This is a genomic window from Sporichthyaceae bacterium (assembly GCA_036269075.1).
Taxonomy (GTDB): Bacteria; Actinomycetota; Actinomycetes; order Sporichthyales; family Sporichthyaceae; genus DASQPJ01.
The window spans coordinates 20,909-44,518 of the sequence record DATASX010000011.1; the positions used below are offsets into that span (position 1 = coordinate 20,909).

The 23,610-nt window shown below is 71.5% G+C and carries 22 protein-coding genes; 6 read left to right on the plus strand and 16 right to left on the minus strand.

Translation table 11 applies throughout. The features are described from left to right. Positions 1 to 133: 133 nt before the first annotated feature. On the minus strand, positions 134 to 532 hold the full coding sequence (locus tag VHU88_01820; GenBank protein ID HEX3610401.1) for an isoamylase early set domain-containing protein: 399 nt from the start codon (positions 530 to 532) through the stop codon (positions 134 to 136). Positions 533 to 725: 193 nt separating this feature from the next. Between VHU88_01820 and VHU88_01825 the strand changes: the two genes are divergently transcribed. Beyond that, positions 726 to 1,217 carry a metallophosphoesterase family protein gene (locus VHU88_01825; protein HEX3610402.1) on the plus strand — a complete coding sequence of 164 codons (492 nt, stop codon included), beginning with the start codon at positions 726 to 728 and terminating at the stop codon, positions 1,215 to 1,217. A 6-nt stretch (positions 1,218 to 1,223) separates the two neighbouring features. Here VHU88_01825 and VHU88_01830 read toward each other — a convergent pair whose 3' ends face one another. The 9 genes from VHU88_01830 to VHU88_01870 all read right to left on the minus strand — a co-directional run bounded on the left by VHU88_01830 (position 1,224) and on the right by VHU88_01870 (position 10,421). Next, complete coding sequence (locus VHU88_01830) at positions 1,224 to 2,060, minus strand: shikimate dehydrogenase (GenBank protein HEX3610403.1); 837 nt, start codon at positions 2,058 to 2,060, stop codon at positions 1,224 to 1,226. Further along, on the minus strand, positions 2,057 to 3,205 hold the full coding sequence (gene mltG, locus VHU88_01835) for an endolytic transglycosylase MltG (protein HEX3610404.1): 1,149 nt from the start codon (positions 3,203 to 3,205) through the stop codon (positions 2,057 to 2,059). The genes VHU88_01830 and mltG overlap by 4 nt, the downstream gene beginning before the upstream one ends. Positions 3,206 to 3,251: 46 nt before the next feature. Then, a complete protein-coding gene (gene ruvX, locus VHU88_01840) occupies positions 3,252 to 3,695 on the minus strand; it encodes a Holliday junction resolvase RuvX (GenBank protein ID HEX3610405.1) in 444 nt (147 codons plus the stop codon). 100 nt (positions 3,696 to 3,795) lie between these two features. Further along, positions 3,796 to 6,468: an alanine--tRNA ligase gene (alaS, locus tag VHU88_01845; GenBank protein ID HEX3610406.1), complete on the minus strand. Its 2,673-nt coding sequence runs from the start codon at positions 6,466 to 6,468 to the stop codon at positions 3,796 to 3,798. A 36-nt stretch (positions 6,469 to 6,504) separates the two neighbouring features. After that, positions 6,505 to 6,762: a hypothetical protein gene (locus VHU88_01850; protein HEX3610407.1), complete on the minus strand. Its 258-nt coding sequence runs from the start codon at positions 6,760 to 6,762 to the stop codon at positions 6,505 to 6,507. 73 nt (positions 6,763 to 6,835) lie between these two features. Then, entirely contained in the window at positions 6,836 to 7,309 is a 474-nt protein-coding gene (locus tag VHU88_01855; protein ID HEX3610408.1) for a DUF948 domain-containing protein, read from the minus strand. 50 nt (positions 7,310 to 7,359) lie between these two features. Continuing rightward, a complete protein-coding gene (locus tag VHU88_01860) occupies positions 7,360 to 7,689 on the minus strand; it encodes a hypothetical protein (protein ID HEX3610409.1) in 330 nt (109 codons plus the stop codon). Between the two features lie 33 nt (positions 7,690 to 7,722). Beyond that, positions 7,723 to 9,375, minus strand: coding sequence for a hypothetical protein (locus VHU88_01865; protein ID HEX3610410.1), 1,653 nt, complete (start codon positions 9,373 to 9,375; stop codon positions 7,723 to 7,725). Next, the gene (locus VHU88_01870) at positions 9,279 to 10,421 is read right to left on the minus strand and encodes an AAA family ATPase (protein HEX3610411.1); all 1,143 of its coding nucleotides are present in this window, start codon (positions 10,419 to 10,421) and stop codon (positions 9,279 to 9,281) included. Before VHU88_01870 ends, VHU88_01865 begins: the two co-directional genes overlap by 97 nt. A gap of 371 nt (positions 10,422 to 10,792) precedes the next feature. Between VHU88_01870 and VHU88_01875 the strand changes: the two genes are divergently transcribed. Continuing rightward, entirely contained in the window at positions 10,793 to 12,115 is a 1,323-nt protein-coding gene (locus tag VHU88_01875; protein ID HEX3610412.1) for a serine hydrolase, read from the plus strand. A gap of 57 nt (positions 12,116 to 12,172) precedes the next feature. Here the strand turns inward: VHU88_01875 and VHU88_01880 are convergent, their stop codons facing one another. The 3 genes from VHU88_01880 to VHU88_01890 all read right to left on the minus strand — a co-directional run bounded on the left by VHU88_01880 (position 12,173) and on the right by VHU88_01890 (position 16,069). Next, entirely contained in the window at positions 12,173 to 13,516 is a 1,344-nt protein-coding gene (locus tag VHU88_01880) for a replication-associated recombination protein A (protein ID HEX3610413.1), read from the minus strand. Positions 13,517 to 13,616: 100 nt separating this feature from the next. After that, positions 13,617 to 15,350 carry an aspartate--tRNA ligase gene (gene aspS, locus VHU88_01885; GenBank protein ID HEX3610414.1) on the minus strand — a complete coding sequence of 578 codons (1,734 nt, stop codon included), beginning with the start codon at positions 15,348 to 15,350 and terminating at the stop codon, positions 13,617 to 13,619. Positions 15,351 to 15,370: 20 nt separating this feature from the next. Next, positions 15,371 to 16,069, minus strand: a complete 699-nt coding sequence (locus tag VHU88_01890; GenBank protein HEX3610415.1) for an MBL fold metallo-hydrolase — start codon at positions 16,067 to 16,069, stop codon at positions 15,371 to 15,373. Between the two features lie 228 nt (positions 16,070 to 16,297). Between VHU88_01890 and VHU88_01895 the strand changes: the two genes are divergently transcribed. The 4 genes from VHU88_01895 (at position 16,298) to VHU88_01910 (ending at position 20,328) form a co-directional block, all read left to right on the plus strand. Further along, positions 16,298 to 17,296 (plus strand): peptidylprolyl isomerase, encoded by a 999-nt coding sequence (locus VHU88_01895; protein ID HEX3610416.1) that lies wholly within the window; start codon positions 16,298 to 16,300, stop codon positions 17,294 to 17,296. Between the two features lie 43 nt (positions 17,297 to 17,339). Beyond that, positions 17,340 to 18,893: a DUF349 domain-containing protein gene (locus VHU88_01900; protein HEX3610417.1), complete on the plus strand. Its 1,554-nt coding sequence runs from the start codon at positions 17,340 to 17,342 to the stop codon at positions 18,891 to 18,893. A gap of 398 nt (positions 18,894 to 19,291) precedes the next feature. Further along, positions 19,292 to 19,996, plus strand: coding sequence for a choice-of-anchor Q domain-containing protein (locus VHU88_01905; GenBank protein HEX3610418.1), 705 nt, complete (start codon positions 19,292 to 19,294; stop codon positions 19,994 to 19,996). Between the two features lie 71 nt (positions 19,997 to 20,067). Next, entirely contained in the window at positions 20,068 to 20,328 is a 261-nt protein-coding gene (locus tag VHU88_01910; protein ID HEX3610419.1) for a hypothetical protein, read from the plus strand. 28 nt (positions 20,329 to 20,356) lie between these two features. On the opposite strand, the gene VHU88_01915 is transcribed toward VHU88_01910, so the two are convergent. The 3 genes from VHU88_01915 to VHU88_01925 form a co-directional block, all read right to left on the minus strand. Next, positions 20,357 to 22,705, minus strand: coding sequence for a bifunctional (p)ppGpp synthetase/guanosine-3',5'-bis(diphosphate) 3'-pyrophosphohydrolase (locus tag VHU88_01915; protein HEX3610420.1), 2,349 nt, complete (start codon positions 22,703 to 22,705; stop codon positions 20,357 to 20,359). A gap of 94 nt (positions 22,706 to 22,799) precedes the next feature. Continuing rightward, a complete protein-coding gene (locus VHU88_01920) occupies positions 22,800 to 23,315 on the minus strand; it encodes an adenine phosphoribosyltransferase (protein ID HEX3610421.1) in 516 nt (171 codons plus the stop codon). Positions 23,316 to 23,330: 15 nt separating this feature from the next. After that, positions 23,331 to 23,610: protein translocase subunit SecF (locus tag VHU88_01925; protein HEX3610422.1), on the minus strand; the 280-nt coding region annotated here is incomplete at its 5' end.

Consider the following 23,610-nt stretch of genomic DNA (forward strand, 5'->3'; position numbering starts at 1 on the left):
TCTCCTGGATCGTTTACGGCCGGTGCCCGCCGACGCCCCGGCCGATTCGGACAGAGCCAACCGGGCCTGGGCGGCCACCCGACCAACCGGGGACGGCGGGCCGGGGTACGACTCGGGTCGGACAGGTCAAGCGTCAGACGTTCAGTCGTGCGGCGGGCAACTGGGCGAGCACGGACAGTTCGCCGGCCACGTCGGGCTCGGCTTCCACGGCCGGCGCCCAGTCCGGGCCCAGCGGCGCCGCCGCGATCTCCAGCACCCCGTCCGCGCCACCGTGGTCGTTGGGAGCCCAGTTGTCGGAGTCGGGATCGTCGAACCACTCGCCGTCGCCGGTCAGGTAGCGGAAACGGTAGGCGCCCGCCGGCAGATGCACCCGCGCGGAACGTTCGCCGTTGTCGTCCTGGAACGGGGTCGCGTGCGGGTCCCACCCGTTGAAGTCGCCGACCACGGACGCCACCGGTGCCTGGAGGAACTCCGGGGCCACGAACGTCACCCAAACGCCGACGCCGGTGGCGTCGGGTTCCTTCCGGATCATCCGGCCTCCTGATCAGCGCTGCCCGTCTGGGTGAAGCATGCAGAAGGCCTGTCCGAGCCGACAGATCCGGCCCACCTGATTCGACCGGCATTCACCGTGCGGCGGTCTGGGGTTCGCATTCCGGACGATCTGCGGCAACCCAGGTCTCGACGCCGCGCCGCGGCGGCTGACCGGCACCGGTGATGATGTCGGCGTGCGCGTCGCCGTCCTGTCCGACACCCACGCCCCGCGGCGGTGGCGATCGTGTCCGCCCGCGGTGGCGGCGCACCTGACCGACGTCGATTTGATCCTGCACGCCGGCGACGTGTGCACCGCGGACGTGCTCGACGAGTTGGCGCAGTTCGCGCCGGTGCGGGCCGTCCTGGGCAACAACGACGGGCCCGACCTGGTGGCCCGCGGCGTGCCGGAGACCCTGAGCCTGGAACTCGCAGGCGTGCGGGTCGCGATGATCCACGACTCCGGAGCCTCGACCGGCCGGGCTGCCCGGATGCGGCGCCGTTTCCCGGACGCCCACCTGGTGGTGTTCGGGCACTCGCACATCCCGATGGACGTCGCCGAGGCCGGGGTTCGGCTGTTCAACCCGGGATCGCCGACCGACCGGCGCCGCCAGCCGCGCGGCACCATCGGCCTACTGCGCCTCGATGACGGCCGGCTGACCGAGGCCCGGATCGTCGCGGTGACCTGACTCGGCTCAGTTGCGGTGGCGGGCGGCCAGCGCGGCGAACCCAGCGTTGCGCATGGCAGGTACCAGCTGCCCGCCCAGGTCGGTCCGGCCGGTCATCAACTCGACCTGAATCACGGCCTGGTGCACCAGTAGGTCCAGCCCGCTGAGCACCGGTCCGCCGGCAGCCTGCCACGCGGCGCCCAACGGCGTCGGCCACGGGTCGTAGGCGACGTCGAACAGCACGCCGCACGGCGGTCGGACCTGCTCGGCCAAGGCGTCGGCGGCCCCGCCCGGCGTCGTCGCGATCACCAACGGCCGGCTCAGACCCCCGGCGGCGGTGTCCCAGGGCCGCACGACCAGATCGACGCCGAGTCGCCGTGCCAGGGCCCGGACCGGCTGCGCGCGCTCGGGCGAACGCGCGAACAGGTCGACGTCCGTGACCCCGATGCGCGCCAGGGCGGCCACCGTGGACGCGGCCGTGGCACCACCACCGAGCACCGCGGCAGCCGACTCACGTTCCACCCCCACCTCGGCCAACGCGTTGACCATGCCCGGCACATCCGTGTTGTCGCCGCGAAGCCCGGCCGGGAAGAACGTGATCGTGTTGACCGCCCCGACCAGCGCGGCGGTCTCGCCCAGCTCGGTGCACAGGCCGACCGCGACACGCTTGAGCGGCATCGTCAACGAGAGTCCGGCCCAGGAGCTGTCGAGGCTGGCCAGGAAGCCCGCGAGGCCGGGCTCGTCGACCTCGTGAGCGCCGTAGGACCAGTCCATGCCCAGTACCCGGTACGCCGCGGCGTGCAGAACCGGGGACAGCGAATGCCGCACCGGGCAACCGAGAACCGCCGCCTGACGGGGCGTCATGAATAGTTCGGGTGGGCGCGCATCCAGGCCTGGAACTGCGCGACGTTCGCGGCGTGCTCGGCGGCGGTGTTCGCGAACAGCGTCTCGCCGGTCTGCGGGTTCACCGCGACGAAGTACAGGTACGAGCCGGTGGCCGGAGCCAGCGCGGCCTTGATCGCGGCCTCGCCCGGCGAATCGATCGGGCCGGGTGGCAGACCCTTGGCGACATAGGTGTTGTACGGGGAGTTCAGGGCGCGCTGCGCCGCGGTGGTCGTCAGCGCGTGCTGCCCGCCGTTGGCGTAGATCACGGTGGTGTCGAGCTCCAGCTTCATCCCGGCCTTCAACCGGTTGTAGATGACCTCCGCGATCTTGGGCATGTCCTCGGCCCGCTTGGCCTCGGCCTGCACCAGGCTCGCCACCGTCAGCACCTGAAACGGCGTCAGATTCTGCGGACCGGCTGTGGTGTTCAGGCCGGTCGCGGCGGCGGCGAAGCCGAACGCCTTCGTCAGCGACTGCAGGATGGTGGTGGCGCCGGCACCGGGCTGGAAGTCGTAGGTGGCAGGGAACAGGAAGCCTTCGGACTTGTGCCCGTCCGGGTTGATGTCCCAGGACGGCAGGTTGTAGCTGCTCGGATTCTCCATCGCCGTGGTGAACTGGGCGACGCTGACCCCGGTGGCGGCCGACAACGCCGCGATGATCTCCGCGCTGGTCCGGCCCTCGGGGATGACGACGTGCGAGAGCACCTGGTAGCTCGGGTCGAGCAGGCGGGACAGCGCCTCCTTCGCGGGCATGTGCTTGGCCAGCTTGAAGGTCCCCGGGTGGACCTGCGCCGACTTGGGGTTCGCGCCGGCCGCGTCGACGAACGCGCCCTCGGACTTGACCACGCCGGCGGTCGCCAGCGCCGCGCCGATCCCCCGGAGCGATTCACCCGCCGTGATCGTCACCTCCTGCTCGGCGCCGATCGGGTCTGCGTAGTCCGCGGTGCTGCGGGTGAAGTGGTGCACGAGGCGGGTGAAGCCGACCGTCGAGGCGACGCCGATCACGATCACGACCAGCCCCGCGACGAGCACCGCGATCAGCGCGCGCCGCTTCGACCGCCGCCGAGGGCCCCGGCGTCCGCCGTCCGGTCCGGGCAGCACGGCGGTTCCGGACGCGGAATCACTCACGGCATGCCCATTCGCTTCGCGGTCACACGCTCAACCATATGTCCGATCACCCCACCGGCACGGCTTCCCCGGGCGGGCTCCCGGTGGATCGCTCGGTGTCGAGCGCGGCCTGCAGGAAGACCACTGCCGCGGCCTGGTCGACCACCCCACGCGCCTTGCGGCCGGACATTCCGGCCGCCCGCAGGTCCCGCGCGGCCGTGGCGGTGCTCAGGCGTTCGTCCACCAGGCGGACGAGCACCGGGGCGACCCGGGTGGCCAATTCTGCCGCCCAGGCCCGAGCCGTGGTGGCCGCCGGGCCGTCGCCGCCGGATAGGGAGCGGGGCAATCCGACCACGACCTCGACGGCCTCCCGCTCGGCGAGCAGCACCGCGATGCGGTCGAACGCCTTGGCGTCCCGCGGCACGGTCTCCACCGGCACGGCCAGCACCCCGGTGGCGTCGCTGGCCGCCACCCCGATCCGCACCGTGCCCAGATCGAGCCCAACCCGCACCCCCGACCTCACCCCAACCCCCGACTTCTGCTGCCTGTCCCACCTATCGAGGGCCACCGATACGTGGGACAGGCAGCAGAAGTGGCGAGGTTGGGGGGCGTCACGACGCGGCGGACACCGCCGCGGCCACGGCGGTCAGCGCCTCGGCGATGCGGGTCGGGTCGGTGCCGCCGCCCTGGGCGCAGTCGTCCTTGCCGCCACCCCCACCGCCGAGCACCCCGGCGGCGACCTTGACCAACGCGCCGGCCTTCAACCCACGGCCGCGGGCCGCCTCGTTGGTCGCGATCACGATCGCTGGGCGCCCACCGGCCTCGGCGATCGTGGCCACCACCGCTGGTCGGTCGGCCGCGATCCGGCTTCGGACGTCAAGAGCCAGCGCCCGCAGATCGTCGCCCTTCGTGCCCTCGGGCAGCGTCGCGCCGACCCAGGCGACCCCACCGACGTCCTCGGCGCCGGCGGCCAACTGACCTGCGGCGGCAAGGACCTGACCCACCCTCAGATCGGCGAGTTCCTTCTCGGTCTCCTTGAGCTTGGCCAGGATTCCGGCGATGCGCTCGGGCAGTTCCTCCGGCCGCGCCTTGATCGTGTCCGACAGCTGCGAGACCAGCGCATGCTCCCGCGCCAGGAAGTGGTACGCGTCGACGCCGACCAATGCCTCGACGCGGCGCACGCCGGCACCGATCGAGGACTCGCCGAGCAGCTTGATCAGGCCCAGCTGACCGGATCGGGCGACGTGCGTGCCACCGCACAGCTCTCGCGAGTAGTCGCCGACCGACACGACCCGGACGGTGTCTCCGTACTTCTCGCCGAACATCGCGATCGCCCCGGAGCGCTTGGCCTCTTCCTGCGACATCAGCTCGGCGATGACCGGGTGGTCCTCGATCAGGACGGCGTTCACCCGGGCCTCGACGTCGTCCAGAACCGAGGCGGGCACGGCACCGGGCGAGGAGAAGTCGAACCGGAAGCGGCCCGCGGCGTTCTCCGAGCCGGCCTGGGCCGCGGTCTCGCCCAGCGCCTCGCGCAGGCCCCGGTGCACCAGGTGCGTCGCGGTGTGCGAGCGGGAGACGGCCGCCCGGCGGGCCACGTCGACCTCGGCCCGCACCTGTTCGCCAACGGTCAACTGTCCGACCACGACCGTGGCCCGGTGTACCACCAAGCCGGGTACCGGGGTCTGGACGTCGCGAACGGCCAACCGCGCCCCGGTGGAGCTGACGATCAGCCCGGAGTCGGCCAACTGCCCGCCGCCCTCGGCGTAGAACGGCGTGCGGTTGAGCACGACCTCGACGTCGTCGCCCTCGGAGACGACCGGCACCGGCGCGCCGCCGGCGATCAGCCCGAGCACGGTCGACTCGGACACCAGGTCGGTGTAGCCGAGGAACTCGACCGGCTTGCCCGCCGCCGCCAGTGCGTCGCGATACGTGGTGACGTCGACGTGTCCGGTCTTCTTCGCCTTGGCGTCGGCCTTGCCCTTGGCCCGCTGCTCGTCCATGAGCCGACGGAACTCCACCCGGTCGACCTCGATGCCCTGCTCGGCGGCCATCTCCAGGGTCAGGTCGATCGGGAAGCCGTAGGTGTCGTGCAGGGTGAACGCCCGGTCCCCGGACAGCACGGTGGCGCCGGCTCGCTTCGTCTCGGTGACCGCGGTGTCCAGGATCGCCGTGCCGGCCCGCAGAGTACGCAGGAACGAGGCCTCCTCGGCATCGGCCACGGTGTGGATCCGGGAGGCCTGCTCGCGCAGTTCCGGGTACTGCGGGGCCATGGCCTCGATGGCCGCGGAGATCAGCGCATGCATGGTCTCCTCGGGCCCACCCAGCAGCCGCATGTTGCGGGTGACCCGGCGCATGATGCGCCGCAGCACGTAGCCACGGCCCTCGTTGCCGGGCGTGACGCCGTCGCCGATGAGCATCGCCGCGGTCCGGGTGTGGTCGGCCACCACTCGCAGGGAGACGTCGCGCCGATGGTCGGAGCCGTACTTCACCCCGGTCAACTCGGTGGCCCGGTCCAGGATCATCCGGGTCGTGTCGATCTCGTAGATGTTGTCGACGCCCTGCAGGATCGCGGCCATCCGCTCGCAGCCCATGCCGGTGTCGATGTTCTTCGCCGGCAGGTCGCCGCGGATGTCGAAGTCGACCTTCGTGCGCACGGCGGAGAGCTCGGACTGCATGAACACGAGGTTCCAGACCTCGAGGTAGCGGTCCTCGTCGGCGACCGGGCCACCCTGTTTGCCGAACTCCGGGCCGCGGTCGAAGTAGATCTCCGAGCACGGACCGCCGGGGCCGGGGACGCCCATGTGCCAATAGTTGTCGGCCAGGCCCCGGCGCTGGATGCGCTCCAGCGGGACCCCGGCCGACTCGTGCCAGATCTCGATGGCCTCCTCGTCGTCCTGGTAGACCGTGCACCACAGGCGCTCGCCGTCGAAGCCGTAGCCGCCGGACTCCACCGAGGAGGTCAGCAGTTCCCAGGCCAGCGGGATCGCTAGCGACTTGAAGTAGTCGCCGAAGGAGAAGTTGCCCGCCATCTGGAAGAACGTGGCGTGCCGCGTGGTCTTGCCGACCTCGTCGATGTCCGGGGTGCGCACGCACTTCTGCACGCTGGTGGCGCGGCGCCACGGCGGGGTCTGCTCGCCGAGGAAGTACGGCTTGAACGGCACCATGCCCGCGGGCACCAGCAGCAGCGTCGGGTCGTCGGCGATCAGCGACGCCGACGGCACGACGGTGTGGTCGTGGCGCTCGAAGAACCGCAGGAAGCGGTCGCGGATGTCAGCGGAATCCATGGTGGGTTGCCTTCGGGATCGGGAACTGATGCTGCGTCAGTGGGCGCGGCGGCCGGCGGGTTCCGGCGGGACCTCGTTCAGCCCGAGGGCGTCGTACAATTCTTCCTCGCGGTCCCACATCGCTTCACGCAGGTTTTCGCCGAACTCCCGGACCGCCTCGCCGAGGGTGCCCAGGCTCCCCGCAAGCCGGTCGGCCGCGCCTTCCGGGGTGAACGCCGCGGCTGCCGCGGTGAGCTTGCGGGTGAGCACGACGCCGGCGGTGACGCCCGCCGCGGCCCAGAACAGCCGGTTCATCGGCGTGGCTCGTTCCTCGCAACGCCGATGAACAAAACGGCGCTGTGCTGATTGATGAACTCGCTGCGCTCGCTCATCGTCGGGCCTTGGCGGCCCGCTTCGCCGCCTTGCGCGCCGCGGCGCTGGCCTTGCGTCGCTCGGACTGCGCGCCGCGCTTCTCCCGGCGCATCTGGTCCTTGACCCGCTTCTCGACCTCGCGCTGCTTCTTGCCGCCCAGCGCCCGGCGCACGCCGTAGGAGAACGAGGCGACCTTGACCAACGGTCCGCCGAAGGAGACCGCCGCGATCGAGGACAGGGCGCTGGCGTTCTTGGTGATCGTGGAGACGTTGGTGGTGATCGTCTCGACGCGGTCCAGGGCCAGATTCGCGGTCGCCACGGTGGTGGTGACCTCGTGCAGCACCGGGACGGTCGAGTCGCCGATGTCGGCGACCACCTTGGTCAGCGCCCGCAGTGTGCCGCCCAGTGCGATCAGGACGTAGGCCAGGAACAGGACCAGGACGGCCCAGGCCACGGCCACGACAAGTCCCGCGACCTCGCCTGCCGACACGGCGCCACCTTCCCTGCGTCTGCCTGTGAACTCCGGTGACCTTACCGCCGTCAGTCCGCCTGCTGAGGGGCCGTCCCACGCACTGCCCGTCGCAGCCGGGCCCGCTGGGAGGGCCGGGTCGAGATCGCCGCAGGCTTCGAGGCGGCCGACGAGGTGATCGCCGCGCTGTTCCGCGGTGCGGGGCCATGAGGCTGCTGCTCGACACCCACGTCCTGCTCCGGTGGCTGTCCGGGCAGAAAATGCAGCGCGAAGCGGTGGCGGCGCTCGGCAAGTTGAACATGCCGGACGACCTGGACCAACAACTGACGCGCCATCAGTTCGACGTAGTGCCTGTTGATCTGGGCCATGCGCGGGCAGTGCGAGCCCTGCCTCCGGATCACGCCGCTACGCCGTGCCCGACCTGCGCGCGTGATCTATGCGGTGCCGGATCTCGGCCGCCTGCAGGGCCAGTTCCGGCGCATCAAGTTCGGTGGCCAGCTCCTGCGCCGCCCCCGCCAGTGCTGCGGCGCCTGTGCTGTCGCCGCGAGTGAGTGACACGCGGGCCCACTCCAGCCGGGTCCGCACCAGCAGGCCGCGGGCCCGGGTGCGCTCCGCCAGTTCGGCCGCGTGACGCAAGTGAGCGTCGGCCTCCTGCACCCACCCCAGTACCGCGGCGAGCGCGCCCAGGTAGTGCGCGACCGGCCCCAGCGCGCTGACCTGGGCCAACGCCAGCTGGTTACGGAACGGGAGCAGCTCCGGGTACAGCGCAGCGGACAAGTCGCGATCACCGAGCGCACCTGCGGTTCCGGCCAGGACGGTGAGCAGGCCCAGCCGTACGTAGTTCCGGGGGACCTGGTCCAGCGCCGGGCAGCCGATCGCAGCGAGCAGGGCGCGGGCCTCGACCTGCCGGCCACCTCCGTGTAGGCCCAGGACAAGAACGGGTTGGCGAGGCAGGTAGGCATCGCCACGGTGGACAGGCCGGCCGCGAACCCCTCGATCGCCTCGTCGACCCGCCCCAGCAGCAGCCGCGCGACGGCCCCGTCGATGTGCAGGATGCCGATCGCATCGGGGTTGCCCAACGACTCCCCGAACAACACTGCCGCGGCGGCATGGCGTTTGAAGTCGGCGAAGCGCCCGTCGAGCATCGCGCACGATTGCTGTCCGAGCAGGGCGCGCAGGCGCAGCGCCGGTTGCCCGAGGTCGTCCGCCAGCCGGGTGGCTGCTTCCAACCCGGCCCGAGCCCGGTCGAAATCGCCGTCCTGGGCCGCGGCGTAGTACAGCGCCAGACCGGCGTCGATGTGCGTCGCCGGCTCGCCGAGGGGTTCGGCCAACGCATTCAACTCGCCGGCGATCGCCACGCGCTCGGCCAGGGTCTCCGGCTCCCACAGGCAGAATCCGGCCATGGCGAGTACCCGGGCCAGGCAGACGGGGTCGTCGAGGCGTCGGGCCACTGTGATCGCTTCCCGGGCGAGGTCGTGCCGGCGCGGATCGGCCGTGTGATGCAGCTCGGACGCCAGCGCGGCAAGCACCCGCGCACGGCCCCCGGTGTCCCCCGGACCGAGGCAGTCCAGGAGCGCCTCCAGCAACGCGACTCGCTCGGGATCCAGCACGAGCAGCACGTTGACCGGGCGGAGATTGGCCAGGACGGCGCGCTCCGCGAGGACGCCGAGGCGCAGGTCGAGGGCCAGGCCGGCCGCCTCGCGCAGGGTGGCGCGGTGCGCGGCCTCGCCGGCGTGGTGCTGGGCCTCGCCGAGACTGACCAACAGCTCGGCCCGTCGGGCCGGGTCGTCGAGTTGTCGCAGCAACGGCACGGATCGGCCCAGGATCGCGGCCCCCTCCTCGTAGGCCAGGGCGGCGGCGGCGGGCCCGGCGGCCTCCTGGGCGTAGTCCAGGGTCCGGCCGACCTCCTCGGCACCGGCTCCGGCCGGCGGGGTGGCGGCGAGCCAGTGCCGGGCGAGATCGGCGGCGTGCTCGCGCCAGCGGTCGCCGGTCACCGCGGCCAGGGCAGCGCCGGTGGCTCGATGCAACTGCATGCGTCGGGCGGCACCGAGCCCGTCGGACACGGTGTGCCGGACCAGTGCGTGCACGAAGCGATATCCCGCCGGCGGCCCGTCGGTCTCGGCGACCAGCCGGGCGGCGCAGGCAGCGTCGAGGGCCGCCAGCACGTCGACGTAGGAAGATCGGACGCCTCGGCGAGCACCGTCGGATCGAAGCGGTCGCCCTGGATCGCCGCGAGGGCGAGGACGTCCCGGGTCGCGTCCGGCAGCCGGGACACTCGCCTGGCGATGACGTCGCGCACGCTCTCGGGGACCCCGCTGCCGCCGTCCGCCGCAGCCGCCCAGCCGCCCTCGGTCAGGGCACCGGTTTCCCCGAGGTGGCGGAGCAATTCGCTCAGGTAGTAAGGATCCCCTGCCGTCTCGGCATGCAGCCGCTCGGCCAACTGCGGGCCCGCCCGGTCGAACTCACCGCCGGCCCGCGCTTGCAGGTAGGCGGACACCCCGTCGCGGTCGAAGCCGGTCAGGCTCAGCCGGTCGACGTCGGGTTGCCGCAGCAGATCGGCCACCGCGTCGGCCAACGCCGGGGTGACGTCCAGAGCGGTGTCCCGGTAGTTGACCACCAGCAGCAGGCGGCCGGGCTCGCCGGAGCGGACCAGGTGGGTGAGCAGGGCCAGCGTCGGCGGGGTGGCCCAGTGGATGTCCTCGACCACGAGCACGGTCGGCGTTGCCTCGGCGAGCGCGGCCAACCAGGCGGCCACGGCGTCGAAGAGCCGGTATCGCTCGGTCTCCGGGTCCGCCGACATCGGGGCGGGCAGTTCGGGCAGCCGGGTGGCCAGCTCGGGGACCAGCCGGGTCAGTTCGCCACCGAGACGGCCGAGCACCGGCGCGGCAGTGTGACGCAGATAGGTACCCAGGGCTTCGACGACCGGCTGATAGGGCAGCGCGAGGCCGTCGTCGCAGCGACCGTGCAGCACGACCGCGCCCGCCGCGTGGGCGGTGCGGGCGAGCTCGGCGGATCGTCGCGTCTTGCCGATGCCGGGCTCGCCGGCGAGCAGCACCAGTTGGCGGCGACCGGATCGGGCGGCGGCCCAGGCCGCCTCCAGCCGGGACATGTCGGCCTCGGGACGGACGAACAACGAGTCCTGGTTCGCGAGCGCTCCCCGGCAGCGGCAGGGCGGGCGTGACCTCGGGGGCGACCCAACGGACCGCGCAGGCCTCGACGGGCACTGCCAAGCCCTTGAGCAGGAGCGGGCCGAGCGGTTCGAAGGCGCAGCCCACCCGGGTACCCACCAGGCCCTGGACGAGCGTCGAGACCAGGATCTGGCCACCCTCGGCTCGTGCGCACAATCGCTGCGCCACCACCACCGGGCTGCCGAAGAAATCGTCCTCCTCGGCGATCGGCTCGCCGGCGTGAATCCCGACCCGCACAGCCGGCGGTTTCTCGCCGCCGTCGCCAACCGCGCCCTGCTGGATCGTCCCCGCACAGCGCACCGCCGCGGCCGGGCTGGTGAACCACGCCATCAGCCCGTCGCCGAGGTTTTTCACCTCCGTGCCGTCGTGCGCGCTCAGGGCCGGACCGGCGGATTTCGGCTCGGCCGACGCCGCCGCGATGAACGTCGAGGCCGGTGCGCTCCAAGGGCTCCTCGACTGGGCGCCGACCCGCAACTCCGCCTCGGTGCGGGTCTACCAGCACGGCTGCCTGATCGGGTCCAGCCGCCTGGATCCGTTGACCCAGGACCTGCCCAGGCAGTGGCAGAGCGCCGGCAGGACGGTGGTCGCGCTGACCGTAGGTCGGGCCCTCCAGTTGGGTCTGCTCTCGCTGTCCGACCCGGTCAGCAAGTACTTCCCGGAGGCCGACGCGGCGCACGGCAAGATCCTGCTGCGGCACCTGATCACCCAGAGCGGCGGCCTGCGCTTCTCCACGTCCGGTGACACGTACGGCAACGCAGGTACGGACGGGGTTCGCATCGCCCTGCATCAAGAGGTGGTGCACCCACCGGGTACCTGGTTCGAGTACCAGCAGCACGGCCTGACGCTGCTGCTGGCCTGCGTGCAACGCGCGGTGGGCGGCGACGTCCAGCGGTTCATGCAGCGGGAGTTGTTCGGCAAGCTCGGCATCGAGCGCGACGAGTGGTTCTGGGCCCGCGACCGCGCCGGCTGGACCCCCGGTTGGTACGGGCTTTTCCTGTCCCCGCGACTGATGCCGCGCTTCGCCCATCTGATGCTCAACGAGGGCGTGTGGGGCGGCGAGCGGTTGCTCCCCGCCGCCTTCGTCCGCGACGCCCGCTCCCCCAACCCGGTCAACGGCGGCTACGGCTACCTGTTGTGGACGAATGCGGGCGACAACTACTGGACGAGTTCGCTGCCCAGCCGCCAGTACGTGCCGCGCCGGCTGGTGCCCTCCGCTCCTCGGGACCTGTACATGTTCGCCGGGCTCGGCGGCGAGTACCTCTACGTGCTCCCCGGTCCGGACATGGTCATCGAACGCTCCGGCGAATACCCGTCCCGCGACAACCATTTCGCCGGCGAGGGCAGCCGGGCGGACGGCGAATTCAACTGGGAGTTGTTCCGGCTGCTCGACCGGGCGGTCACCGACACCCACTGGGCCGACCCCGGTCCGTACCGACCCTTGGAGCTGGCTTCACCAGATGCCCGGGCGCAGGTCGACCCCGAGGGGACATTGGCCGGCGTCGGGGTCGGGGAACGCGCCGGGGGCTGCAACCTGATCGGCTGCGACGGCAAGGCCGACTTCTCCGGCTACCAACAGATGCAGGACGAGGCGGCGGGCTACTTCAAGGGCGTCGCCGCCCGGGGCGCGATCCGACACTGACGCCTGTCTTACCTGACTAACCGTCAGTTCCGCTGATTCCCGGCATCGCCCGAGGCCTCAACTACCTTCCGCCTCGCCACGGACCGCACGGCGTAGACGAATGAGACGCTCGCTGATCTCGCGCTCCGCGCCGGTGCCGCCGGGCCGGTAGTAGTCGCGGCCGACCAGCGGATCCGGCGGGTACTGCTGCTCGACCACACCGTGCGGAAAGTCGTGCGCGTACCGGTAGCCGACGCCGTGCCCGAGCTTCGCCGCGCCCGGGTAATGCCCGTCGCGCAGGTGGGCGGGCACCGAACCGGCCAGGCCCGCGGCCAGGTCGGCCTGGGCGGCGTCGATCGCGCTGATCACCGCGTTGGACTTCGGGGCCACCGCCAGGGCGATCGTGGCCTGGGCCAGGTTCAGTCGGGCCTCGGGCAGCCCGATCAGCTGTACAGCCTGCGCGGCGGCGACCGCAGTGGGCAGCGCGGACGGGTCGGCCAGGCCGATGTCCTCGCTGGCCAGGATCACCAGGCGGCGGGCGATGAACCGGGGGTCCTCGCCTGCCGCGATCATCCGGGCCAGGTAGTGCAGCGCGGCGTCCGGGTCGCTGCCGCGGATCGACTTGATGAACGCCGAGATCACGTCGTAGTGCTGGTCGCCGTCGCGGTCATAACGGGCCGCCGCGGTCGCCACCGCCTGCTCGACGCGCTCGAGCGAGACGCTCGCCTCGCCGAGGTCCAACGCGGCTCCGGCTGCGGCCTCCAGGGCGGTCAGTGCCCGGCGCGCGTCGCCGCCGGCGACCCGGACCAGATGTTCGCGTGCCGCGGCGTCCAGCCCGACTGCCCCACCGAGCCCGCGTTCGTCGGCCAGCCCGCGATCGATCAGCGTCCCCACCGCCGCGTCGTCGATCTGACGCAGCGTCAGTAACAGCGAACGCGACAGCAGCGGGGAGATCACCGAGAAATGCGGGTTCTCGGTCGTGGCCGCGACCAGGGTGACGATCCGGTCCTCCACGCCGTGCAGCAGCGAGTCCTGCTGGGCCTTGGAGAACCGGTGCACCTCGTCCAGGAACAGCACGGTCTCGGCGCCGCCGGCGCTCGTGCTGCGGCGGGCCTCGATCAGCACGTCCCGGACGTCCTTGACGCCTGCGCTGACCGCGGACAGCTCGACGAACTTCCGTCCCGTGGACCCGGCGATGATCCGCGCCAACGTGGTCTTGCCGGTCCCTGGCGGGCCCCACAACAGCACCGACGGCGGCGCGGCGGCCAGGTTGCCGCTACCGGCCTCGACCAGGCGCCGCAACGGGGAACCCGGAGTCAGCAGGTGGTCCTGCCCGACGACCTCGTCCAGTGTGCGCGGCCGCATCCGTACCGCAAGCGGCGCACGTCGGCCCGACGTCGCCTCGAACAGGGTTTCGCTCACCCCGCGAACCTACGGCAGAGCGCTCAGGCGGTGACGATCATCAGCGGCACGCAGGCCCCGGTCGACCGGATCGTGCCGGGTCGGCCCGCCGGGGCGGACCTCAGGGCTGGGGAACGGCGTCGATGCCGGCTTCCTTGCGCTGCGCCGGGGTGATCGGCGAGGGCGCACCGGTCAGCGGATCGCCGCCGGAGGCCGTCTTGGGGAACGCGATCACGTCGCGGATGGTCTCCGCGCCGGCCAGCAGCGCGCACACCCGGTCCAGGCCCAGTGCGATACCGCCGTGCGGCGGCGGGCCGTAAGCGAAGGCCTCGAGCAGGAAGCCGAACTGCTCACTCGCCTGGTCCTTGGACAGCCCGATCAGGTCGAACACCCGTTGCTGCACGTCACTGCGGTGGATACGGATCGACCCGCCGCCGATCTCCGAGCCGTTCAGCACGATGTCGTAGGCGTCGGACAGCGCCGCGGCCGGTTCGAGGTCGAAGTTTTCGACGTACTGCGGCGTCGGCGAGGTGAACGGGTGATGCACCGCGGTCCAGCCCCCGTGCGCGTTGCGCTCGAACATCGGGGCATCGACGATCCAGACGAACTCCCAGCGCCCCGGCTCGATCAGCCCGCACCGGCGGCCGATCTCCAGCCGCGCGGCACCCAGCAGTTGCAGCGTGGCGCCACGTTCACCGGCGCCGAGGAAGATGCAGTCCCCCGGCGCGGCACCGACCGCGGAGAGCAGACCGTCGCGCTCGGCGTCGAGAAGGTTCTTCGCCACGCCACCGAGCGTGCCGTCCTCGCTCACCGTCACATACGCCAGGCCCTTGGCGCCACGGGCTTTCGCCCAGTCCTGCCAGCCATCCAGTTCGCGACGGGTCTGGGAAGCGCCGCCCGGCATCACGACGGCGCCGACGTGCTCGGCCTGGAACACCCGGAACTCGGTGCTCTTGAAGTAGTCGGTCAGATCGACGAGTTCCTGGCCGAACCGCAGATCCGGCTTGTCCGAGCCGAATCGCTGCTCGGCCTCGTGCCAGGTCATCGTCGGGATCGGGTCCGCAATCTCGTGCCCGAGCACCTCGCCCCACAACCGGCGCAGCACCGCCTCGATCAACGCGACCACATCGGCCCGCTCGCAGAACGACATCTCGACGTCCAGCTGGGTGAACTCCGGCTGCCGGTCGGCACGGAAGTCCTCGTCCCGGAAGCAGCGAGCGATCTGGTAGTACCGCTCGAGCCCGGCGACCATCAGCAACTGCTTGAACAGCTGCGGCGACTGCGGCAACGCGTACCAGTGGCCCGGCTGCAGCCGCACCGGGACCAGGAAGTCGCGCGCACCCTCCGGGGTGGACCGGGTCAGATAGGGGGTCTCGACGTCGAGGAAGCCCTCGGCCTCCATGACCTCGCGGACGATGTGGGTCACCTTCGAGCGCAGCCGCATGTTCGCGGCCATCGTGGTGCGACGCAGATCCAGGTAGCGGTAGCGCAGGCGCGCTTCCTCGCTGACGTTGCCCACGCCATGGTCATCGATCGGGAACGGCAGCGCGGCGGCCTCCGAGAGCACGACCACCTCGGTGGCAATGACCTCGATCTCCCCCGACGGCAGGTTCGGGTTGGCATTGCCCGCCGGCCGGGTGGCCACCTCGCCGGTCACCTTCAGGCAGTACTCGTTGCGCAGCCCGTGGGCGACGGCCTCGTCGCGGACCACGACCTGGACGACACCGGAGGCATCACGCAGGTCGAGGAACGTCACGCCCCCGTGGTCGCGCCGGTGGGCGACCCAACCGGCGAGGACGACGGTGGAACCGACGTCGCCGGCTCGCAACGTCCCGCCGTTGTGGGACCGGATCAACTTTGTTCCCTTCGCCTTCGCTACAGTCCGCGACGCGGGCCGGCCAACGGTGCGGCCTCGGCCAGGTACGGGTTCGTGTTCCGCTCGTTGCCGATCGTCGTGGCGCCGCCGTGGCCCGGGAGCACGAACGTGCCGTCGGGCAGCGTCAGGATCTTGGTGGCCAGGCTGTTCAGCATCTGTTCGTGGCTGCCGCCGGGCAGGTCGGTGCGCCCGATCGAGCCCGCGAACAGCACGTCGCCGGAGATCAGCACCTGCGACCTGACGTCGTCGTCGGGCGGCAGCCGGAACATCACCGAGCCCTGCGTGTGTCCCGGGGCGTGATCGACGGTGATCTTCAACCCGGCCAGCTCCATCACCGCGCCGTCGGTCAGCAGCCGGATGTCGTCCGGCTCGGTCCACTCCAGCCGCCCGCCGTATGCGGTCCGGCTCTGGTCGCTCACGCCGAGCATCGGGTCCTCGAGCAGCTTGCGGTCTCCGGGATGGATCCAGGCGGGGATACCCAGCGCACCGCAGACCGGCGCGACCGAGAACGTGTGGTCCAGGTGGCCATGCGTGAGCAGCACCGCGACCGGTTGCAGGCCTTGCTCGCGGAACACCTCGTCGAGCATCTCGCCCACGTCGACGCCGGGGTCGACCACCACGCACTGCTCGCCCGCGGCGGGGGCGACCACATAACAGTTGGTTTCGAACGCCGCAGCCGGGAAACCGACGACAAGCACGAGCTTCCCCTTCCGACGGGCACCACGGACGCCGCGAGACTACCGGCGCGCGAGACGGCGGAGAGTCACGACCCGGTCGCGCGGCGGCGGGCCGGTCCCACCCCGGGGCGGGACGAATCCATACACTGTTGCGGCTGCCGGGCCCAGGCCCGGACTGATCGACACCCGGGCCGTGCCCGGCGATTGAGACATCCGGGCTCCGCCCGGGTGGCCAGAGCGGGAGCGAGCGTGGCGGGCAAGGGCAAGCAGACCAGTGCGGAGCGGCGCAGGGAACGCCAGGCCGCGGCTCGGATGGCTGCAGCCAAACGCGCCCGCAAGGTCCGGCTCCAGGCCGCCGCAGGCGTGCTGGCGCTCGCCGTGGTCGGCGGCGGTGTCGCCGGTGCGGTCGTCCACTTCAAGGGCGACGACACCCCGGCCAAGCCTCCGAAGGACCTGTCGACCTCCCCGGCGCCCTCGGCGAACCAGGCCGGGGCCCCGGCCGGCAAGGTCAACTGCAACTACGTGATGCAGCCGCCGCCCCCGAGCACCGCGCCGGACTCGGTGAACCCGAAGCACCCGACGTTCCCACCCTCGGTGGCCGAGAACACCGCCCCGGCCTACGCGACGCTGGACACCAGCGAGGGCCAGATCGTGTGGGAGCTGGACGCCGCCAAGGCCCCGTGCTCGGTGAACTCGTTCGTCAGCCTGGCCAACCAGCACTTCTACGACAACACGATCTGCCACCGCCTGCTCAACGACTCCGAGCAGAACCTGACCTACGCGACCCTGCAGTGCGGCGACCCGACCGGGACGGGCAAGGGCGGGCCGGGCTACAAGTTCGCCGACGAGAACCTGGACGGCGCGATCTACACCCAGGGCCTGGTGGCGATGGCGAACGCGGGACCGAACACCAACGGCAGCCAGTTCTTCATGATGTTCAAGAAGTCCGACTTCGACCCCTCGTACACCCCGTTCGCGCACATCCTCACCGGCATGGACGTGCTGGAGAAGATCGCGGCCGGCGGGGCGGCACAGAACCCGGTGACCCAGCAGAACGACAAGCCGAACATCACACTGACGATCAAGACCGTGACGATCAGCAACACTCCGCCCAAGGGCGTCAGCACGGCGGAGCCGACGAGCTACCCGACCCCGTCGCCGACCCCGACGAAGGCGGCCAAGGGCAGCAAGAGCAGTACCGCGACACCGACACCGACACCGACCCCCACCAGTACGCCGACACCTTGATGATCCCGGCCCACGCGGCCACCGGCTCATTGGGAGGTGAGCAGTGAGCAACGTCGAACCGAACGCGCAGGCCGAGCCGAGCCCACCGCTGACCGACGAAGCTGCCGAGTCCGCCGAGGCGGTCCCGACGGAACCGACCGCTGCAGGCGAGAGCCCCCCGGCTCCCCAGGCGCAGGAGCCGCCGGAACAGGTCGAACAGGTGCCCGCGGAGCCCGCGGCTCCGGAGGCGGAAGCGGCCCCCGGCGAATCGCCGCACAGTGAATCTGCGGCGGTGTCCCCGGCCGAGGCGGTCCCGACGGAACCGACCGCTGCAGCCGAGAGCCCCCCGGCTCCCCAGGCGCAGGAAGCGCCGGAACAGGTCGCGCAGGTGCCGGCGGTGCCCGCGGAGCCCGCGGCTCCGGAGGCGGAAGCGGCCCCCACCGAATCGCCGCACGGTGAAGCCGCGCACAGTGAATCTGCGGCGGTGTCCCCGGCCGAGGCGATGGCGTTCCACCGAGCGCCGGCCGAGGCATTGACCACCGACCTGGCGGCGCTGCTGGAGCGCGTCGCGGCCAAGTCGATCGGCGGCAAGGAGGCCGGCTCGCGGCTGGAGACGTTGCGCAACGCCGTCGCGGCCCTGCCTGCCCCGGGCGCGCCGGAGGCGCTGACCGAGGCGTTGGCCGCGACCGAACAGCTGCTCAACGAGCACATCGCCGAGCAGCGGGCTGCCCGAGCGGCTGCGACCGCGGCCGCCCGGGAGACCAAGACCCGGATCGTCGCCGAGGCCGAGGAGATCGCCGCCTCCGACCAGTGGCGGGTGGGCAGCGAACGACTGCCGGTGCTGCTCGAGGAGTGGAAGTCCTGCGCCCGGCTGGACCGCAAGACCGACGACGAACTCTGGAAACGCTTCTCCAGCGCCCGGTCGTTGTTCGCCAAGCGGCGCAAGTCCCACTACAACGAGCTCAACGCCGGTCGCACAGCGTCCCGCTCGGTCAAGGAGGAGCTGGTCGCCCGGGCCGAGCAGCTGTCGAGCTCGACGGATTGGGCCGGGACCGCGGCCGCGTACCGGTCGATGATGGCCGAGTGGAAGGCCGCCGGTCGGGCCGGCCGCGAGGTCGACGACGAGCTGTGGGCGCGCTTCCGCAGTGCTCAGGACAACTTCTTCGCCGGCCGCAACGCCGCCCTCGGGGCACGGGAGGCCGAGCAGTCGAGCAACGTCACGGCCAAGGAGGAACTCCTCGCCGAGGCCGAGCGACTGCTGCCGGTGACCGACCCGAAGTCCGCGCGGGGCGCACTGCGCTCGATCGTGGACCGGTGGAACGCAGTCGGACCGGTGCCGGCCGGCGTGCGCGCCGGCCTCGAGGCGCGGCTGACCGCGGTGGAGAACTCGATCCGTGGATCGGAGTCATCAGTCTCGAGCGGACGACACTCGCCGGCCCGGGCCCGGGCCGAGGAGACGGTGGCCGCGCTGCGGGCCTCGATCGCGACCTTGGAGAACAAGGGCGAGAAGGCGCGCGCGGCGGGCGACGACCGTCGAGCCAAGGAGGCCGAGGAGGGCGCGGCAGCTCGCCGCGAGTGGCTGGCCGAGGCCGAACGGACGCTCGCCGAGCTCAGCTGACGCTGCGTCAGAGCGACCCGTTCAAGGCTTTACGCCGGTCGGGCGGACTTGCCCGCGTTCGCCCGGATCGGCCGGTTATCCGGCGTAACCCGGTTGTCCCGATCAGGTGGTTCGCCGCCAATTGACCCCTGAGGCCCAGCCGGCACGGGCTGATCCTGCGCCGACCCCGGGGGAGCACCATGAGTGCAGTACGCGGCCGCCTGGCGGGGGCATCCGAGCTCTTGCGCAGGCACGCCTGGCGCGCGCTGCTGATGTGACCTCGAGCAACTGCGCGGGCGGCGGCGGCGGGATCTACGCCCATCACAAGCGCGACCCTGGACAGCAACTACGTCTGCCCTGAGACCTGCGCCGGCGGCGGCGCCGGTGGAAACGTCGGGTCCGTAGGCTCCGGCGGGTCGGTGAAGCTGGTCGACACGATCCTCACCGAGACGGAGTTCACCTCCAGGGACTGCGGAGGCCTGATCACCGACCTCGGACACAACCTGGCCGACGATTCCACCTGCGGATTGACCGCCGCCAACAACGATGTGGTCACCCCCGACCCGCACCTCGGGGGTTTGGCCGACAACGGCGGCCCGACCAAGACCATCGCGCTCCTGTCCGGCAGCCCGGCCATCTCCGCCGGGGGAACCTGCCCGGCCGCGGACATGGGCTTCGACCAACGCGGGACGACCCGCAAGACCGCCTGTGACATCGGTGCCTACGAGACACCGCTGATGGCCCTGACCGTCGCACTGAGCGGATCGGGGACGGTGGCCGGCCTCGCCCCGAATGCGTTCACCTGCCAGCCCACCTGCACGCCGGCGTTCCTCTCCGGCACCACGGTCACCGTGCAGGAACATGCCACGGCGGGCTCGTTCTTCAGCGGCTGGCCGCAGGCAGACTGCGACAGCATCTCCGCCGACGGCAAGCAGTGCACGGTCACGATCACCGCCCCGCGCACCGTGCACGCGGACTTCGAGCCGATCCCGAACGTGACGCTCCAGGTCATACCCGCCGGCACCGGGACCGGAACGGTGACCGACACCGCACCAGGCGGCACGATCAACTGCGGATCCACCTGCAGCCACGCCTACCCCTCGGGCACCAGGTACAGCTGGTAGCAACCCCGGCCCCGGGTTCGGTGCTCACCTCCTGGGCCGGGTGCGACAGCGTCTCCGGCAACGTCTGCACGGTGACCGTCGGACCGGTCCTGCTCACCTCCCACCACAAGGCTCCCGCCCGGTCGGTCAGATCCGCGCAGGCCAACCGACGCAGTGTCGCCGCGCCCGTCATAGCGACCGTCACCTTCACGAAGCTGCACGCACCGGCGCCGTCGGCACCGCCTGCACACCGCCACGGTCACGACTGCCGGGCCAGCCTTGACCCGAACTGCGACGGCCTGGGCGGCGGCGCCCACGACGGGACCGACCTGGCCCGGAACCGCGAGTCCTGAGCCCGGCGCGCCGCCCGGCCGGGCCGGGTCAGACCGGCTCGACCTGCGCGGCGGATCCGGTGGTGCGGTAGGCGTCGAAGACGCCGGGCACGGCGCGGACGTGCTTGAGCACGTGGACCAGGTGCTTCGGGTCGCCCATCTCGAAGGTGAACCGGCTGACCGCGACGCGGTCCCGGGTCGTGGCCACCGTCGCGGACAGGATGTTGACGTGCTGGTCTGACAGCACCCGGGTGATGTCGGCCAGTAACCGCGCCCGGTCCAACGCCTCGACCTGGATCGCGACCAGGAACACCGAGGACGCGGTCGGCGTCCACTCGATCTCGACGACCCGCTCCGGCTGGCCGGCCAGCGATTGAGAGTTCGTGCAGTCGGTCCGGTGGACCGAGACCCCGTTGCCCCGGGTGACGAACCCCATGATCGGGTCGCCCGGGACCGGCGTGCAGCAGCGGGCGAGCTTGACCCAGACGTCGTCGGCACCCTTGACGGTGACCCCGGGGTCGCCGTGCGGCGCGAACTTGCCCCGCGAGCGGGTCGGGGACACCGACTCGGCGACGTCCTCGGTGGTGGAGTCCGTGCCGCCCAGCGAGATGAGCAACCGGGATACTACGCTCTGCGCCGAGACGTGTTTCTCCCCCACCGCCGCGTACAGCGCGGTGATGTCGACCAGGCGCAGGTCGTGCGCGATCGCGGTGAGCGTCTCGGCGGTGAGCAACCGTTGCAGCGGCAGGCCCTGCTTGCGCATCGCGCGGGCGAGTTCCTCCTTGCCTCGCTCGATCGCCTCCTCACGACGCTCCTTGGAGAAGAAGGCCTTGATCTTGTTCCGGGCGCGGGGACTGGCCGCGAAGTCCAACCAGTCGCGGCTGGGACCGGAGCCTGGGCCGGAACCCTTGGCGGTGAGGATCTCCACGACGTCGCCGTTGGCGAGCGGCGACTCCAACGGCACCAGCCGGCCGTTGACCCGGGCGCCGATGCAGCGGTGGCCGACCTCGGTGTGCACGGCGTAGGCGAGGTCGATCGGGGTGGAGTGGTGCGGCAACGCGATCGCGTCGCCGGCCGGGGTGAACACGTAGACCTCGGTGCCGGACAGGTCGAACCGCAGCGACTCGAGGAACTCTGCCGGGTCGGAGGTCTCCTTCTGCCAGTCCAGCAGCTGCCGCAGCCAGGGCATGTCCGCACCGGCGGCCTTGTCGCCGGTGGTGAGGGTCGGCCCGGTGGTGGTCTCGCCGTTGAGTTCGGACTTGTACTTCCAGTGCGCCGCGACGCCGTACTCGGCCCGCCGGTGCTGGGCGTGGGTGCGGATCTGCAGCTCGACGGGCTTGCCGTCCGGCCCGATCACTGTGGTGTGCAGCGACTGGTACATGTTGAACTTCGGCTTGGCGATGTAGTCCTTGAACCGCCCCGGAACCGGGTTCCAGCGGGCGTGGACCACACCGATCGTCGCGTAGCAGTCGCGCACGGTGTCGACCAGGATGCGGACGCCGACCAGGTCGAAGATGTCGCCGAACTCGCGGCCGCGGACGATCATCTTCTGGTAGATCGAGTAGTAGTGCTTGGGTCGCCCGGTCACCCGGCTCTTGATCCGGGCCCCGCGCAGGTCGTCGGAGACGTCGTCGACGACCTTCGAGAGGTACTCGTCACGGCTGGGCGCGCGGTCGGCAACCATCCGGACGATCTCGTCGTACATCTTCGGGTACAGGGTCGCGAACGCCAGGTCCTCGAGTTCCCACTTGACGGTGTTCATGCCCAGCCGGTGGGCCAGCGGGGCGAAGATCTCCAGGGTCTCCTTGGCGATCTTGTCCTGCTTGGCAGGCGGCATGTAGCGCAGCGTGCGCATGTTGTGCAGCCGGTCGGCAAGCTTGATGACCAGCACCCGGATGTCGCGGGCCATCGCGATGACCATCTTGCGGACGGTCTCGGCCTGGGTGGCGTCGCCGTAGGTGACCTTGTCGAGCTTGGTGACCCCGTCGACCAGGCCGGCGATCTCGGCGCCGAAGTCCTCCTCGACGGTGGCCAGCGTGTAGTCGGTGTCCTCCACGGTGTCGTGCAGCAGCGCCGCGCAAAGCGTGGCCGGCTCCATGCCGAGGTCGGCCAGGATCGTGGCCACGGCCAGCGGGTGGGTGATGTACGGGTCACCGCTGCGCCGCAACTGGCCGCGGTGGCATTCCTCGGCGGTCTCGTAGGCCCGCTCGATGATCCGCAGGTCGGCTTTGGGGTGGGTGGCCCGGACGCTGCGGTACAGCGGCTCGAGCACCGGGTTGACCGAGGGGGAACGCTGCAGCGCGAGGCGCGCCAGCCGCGCCGCAACCCGGCGGGCCGCGCTGGAGGTCGGCTGGGCGGCCGTTTCAGCCGCAGTCGCCGGTACGATCTGGTCGGTCATCGCCCTCCCTCGCAGCCCTTCGGCAATCTCATGTTAACGGCCGCGACGGCTACCCACCTGGTCACCGGCCGTACCCACGGCCTGCAGCGGCAGCTCAGGCGGTGGTCAACACGCGCATCGGCAGGTCGGCCAGCCGAGTTCGGCCCTCCAACGCAGCGATCTCCAGCAGCACCGCCGCGCCCACCGGGACGGCGTCGGCGTCGCGGACGAGCCGGGCGGCGGCCTCGAGCGTGCCGCCGGTGGCCAGCACGTCGTCGACCAGCAGGACCCGGGCACCGGGCTCGAGCGCGTCCAGGTGCATGTGCAGGACCGCCTCGCCGTACTCCAGGGCGTACGCGACGCTGCGGGTCAGGTAAGGCAGCTTCCCGGGCTTGCGGACCGGCACCAGGCCGACGCCGAGGGCCAAGGCGACCGGCGCCCCGAGCAGGAACCCGCGGGCCTCGACGGCGACGACCGCGTCCGGCCGGAACGGTCGACAGACCTCGATGAACTCGCCCACCATCGAGGTCAGCGCAGGCGCATCGGCCAGGACCGGCGCGATGTCCTTGAACACGACCCCCGGCACCGGGAAGTCCGGGATGTCGCGGATCAGCTCCCGCCAGTCGCCCATGGTTGCCGTACCGGCCTACTTCTCGCCGCGGCGGGAGGCGCGAGGGCCGGTGCGCTTCGGCTGGACCCGCTCGCCCGGGCTCGCGCTTTCGCGCAACGTCGAGGTGGCCGGGGCAAGTTGCTCGGCCGCGGTCTCCGCCGCGGTGGTCGACCCCTCCCGGCGAGCCGCCGCCTGGCGCTGCGCGACCCGCTTGGCCAGGGCCTGCATGTCCGGCTCGCGCTCCTTCAGCGTGGCCACCAGCGGGGTCGCGATGAAGATCGAGGAGTAGGCACCGATGGCCATACCGACGAACAGG

Excerpts from the sequence above, each read along its gene's own strand:
- VHU88_01820 (HEX3610401.1), bottom strand. The coding sequence starts at position 532 with ATGATCCGGAAGGAACCCGACGCCACCGGCGTCGGCGTTTGGGTGACG.
- VHU88_01830 (HEX3610403.1), bottom strand. The coding sequence starts at position 2,060 with ATGACGCCCCGTCAGGCGGCGGTTCTCGGTTGCCCGGTGCGGCATTCG.
- alaS (HEX3610406.1), bottom strand. The coding sequence starts at position 6,468 with ATGGATTCCGCTGACATCCGCGACCGCTTCCTGCGGTTCTTCGAGCGC.
- VHU88_01850 (HEX3610407.1), bottom strand. The coding sequence starts at position 6,762 with ATGAACCGGCTGTTCTGGGCCGCGGCGGGCGTCACCGCCGGCGTCGTG.
- VHU88_01915 (HEX3610420.1), bottom strand. The coding sequence starts at position 22,705 with ATGACCGACCAGATCGTACCGGCGACTGCGGCTGAAACGGCCGCCCAG.
- VHU88_01920 (HEX3610421.1), bottom strand. The coding sequence starts at position 23,315 with ATGGGCGACTGGCGGGAGCTGATCCGCGACATCCCGGACTTCCCGGTG.